The sequence below is a fragment of the Sphingomonas sp. CCH5-D11 genome, from assembly GCF_001557395.1.
Taxonomy (GTDB): Bacteria; Pseudomonadota; Alphaproteobacteria; order Sphingomonadales; family Sphingomonadaceae; genus Sphingomonas.
The window spans coordinates 1-1796 of the sequence record NZ_LSKH01000301.1 but is presented as its reverse complement, the minus strand read 5'-3'; the positions used below and the strand labels follow the sequence as shown (position 1 = coordinate 1796).

General features: G+C 67.3%; 3 protein-coding genes. 2 read left to right on the top strand and 1 reads right to left on the bottom strand.

Annotation, left to right across the window (positions count from 1 at the left end):
- The coding region (hemB, locus tag AX702_RS18165; RefSeq protein WP_066781850.1) for a porphobilinogen synthase at positions 1-908 on the top strand (908 nt) is incomplete at its 5' end.
- Positions 908-1465: a GNAT family N-acetyltransferase gene (locus AX702_RS18160; protein WP_066781849.1), complete on the top strand. Its 558-nt coding sequence runs from the start codon at positions 908-910 to the stop codon at positions 1463-1465. The genes hemB and AX702_RS18160, both read left to right, overlap by 1 nt.
- A 48-nt stretch (positions 1466-1513) precedes the next feature.
- Here AX702_RS18160 and AX702_RS18155 read toward each other — a convergent pair whose 3' ends face one another.
- Complete coding sequence (locus AX702_RS18155) at positions 1514-1729, bottom strand: hypothetical protein (RefSeq protein WP_066781851.1); 216 nt, start codon at positions 1727-1729, stop codon at positions 1514-1516.
- Between the last annotated feature and the right edge of the window lie 67 nt (positions 1730-1796).

Sequence of the window (1796 nt, the reverse complement as noted above, 5' to 3'; positions counted from 1 at the left end):
ACACGCCCGCCGATCTGATCTGGCCGCTGTTCGTTACCGAAGGGCAGGATACGGAGGAGCCGATCGCCAGCCTGCCGGGCGTGTCGCGCTGGTCGGTCGACCTCATCGTCGCGCGGGCGAAGGAGGCAGGGGCGCTCGGCATCCCCTGCCTGGCGCTCTTTCCGAACACGCCGGCGGCGCTGCGCACGGAGGATGGGCGCGAGGCGCTCAATCCCGACAATCTGATGTGCCGCGCGATCCGTGCGATCAAGGATGCGGTCCCGGATATCGGCATCCTCACCGATGTCGCGCTCGATCCTTATACCGCGCACGGCCATGACGGGCTGGTGGATGCGGCCGGCTATGTGTTGAACGACGCGACGGTCGAGGCGCTGGTCGGCCAATCGCTCAATCAGGCGGCCGCCGGCGCTGATATCGTCGCGCCGTCGGATATGATGGATGGCCGGATCGGCACCATCCGCGCGGCGCTGGAAGGGACCGGCCACCACAATGTCCAGATCATGGCCTATGCCGCCAAATATGCGAGCGCCTTCTACGGCCCGTTCCGCGATGCGGTCGGCAGCCGCGGCCTGCTGAAAGGCGACAAGAAGACGTATCAGATGGATTACGGCAATGCGGAGGAAGCCCTCCGCGAAGTCGCGCTCGATCTGGCGGAGGGGGCGGACAGCGTGATGGTCAAGCCCGGCCTGCCGTATCTCGACATCGCGCGCCGCGTGAAGGAGCGGTTTGAGGTGCCGGTGTTCGCCTATCAGGTGTCCGGCGAATATGCGATGATCGAGACGGCGGTGGCGGCCGGCGCCGCGGATCGCGACGCGATGGTCCTGGAAACGCTGACGGCGTTCAAGCGCGCGGGTTGCTCGGGCGTCCTCACTTATCACGCGGTGCACGCCGCACGCTTGCTCGGTTGATGGCTGACGCGTCTCTTGCGCCGGTGGCGATCGAGACCGGCCGCTTGCTGATGCGTGTGCCCCAGGCGGAGGATCGCGCGCCGCTCCACGCCATGTGGGCGGATCCGGCGGTCATGGCCGATCTCGGGCCGGTGAAGAATGCGGCGGAAAGCGACATGGCGATCGCGCGACACGCCTCTTACGCGCCGCTCGGCTTTCGTGCCCTGGTGCTCCGCGAGGGTGGGGCGACGATCGGTTTTTGCGGGCTGAAGCCGGGGGCCCCCGATACCCCGATCGCGGGCATGCTGGAAATCGGCTGGATGCTCGCGATGCCGTTCTGGGGTGCCGGCTATGCGCGCGAGGCGGCCGCTGCCGCGATCGCCTGGGGCTGGGCAAACCGAACAGAAGACGCGATCGTTGCCATCACTGCCGAGAGCAACGCGAAAAGCCGCTTGCTGATGGAGCGGCTCGGCATGGCGCATGATCCCGCGTCAGACTTCGATCACCCGCTGTTCGCCGTCGATGATCCCCGGCGCCGCACCGTGACCTACCGGATCGCCCGCCCCGCCGGGCTGTAAGATCGACCGACAGTCCGGCAGAGCGACCACCGCTTGCGTGCGCCGCCCTCAGCCGCCGTTGCGCTCCACCGATTCCAGGATGCGCCCGCCCGCCATGAACACCGCGATTGGGCAGACGGAAAACAGCAGCCAGCCGCCGACGCCGGGATAGTCGTGGAGATAGTGCACGCCGCGCTCCGTCGCGCCCAGGCCCAGGCCATAGATCACCATGAACGCCTCGAACTTCGTCTTGATCGTGAAGAGGCGGGCGATCTTGGTAAACATATCGTTAACGAAGCAAGTGCCGGGCCAGTGGCGGATTTCCGCCACTTGGCGCCGGCCGGCCGCCGTC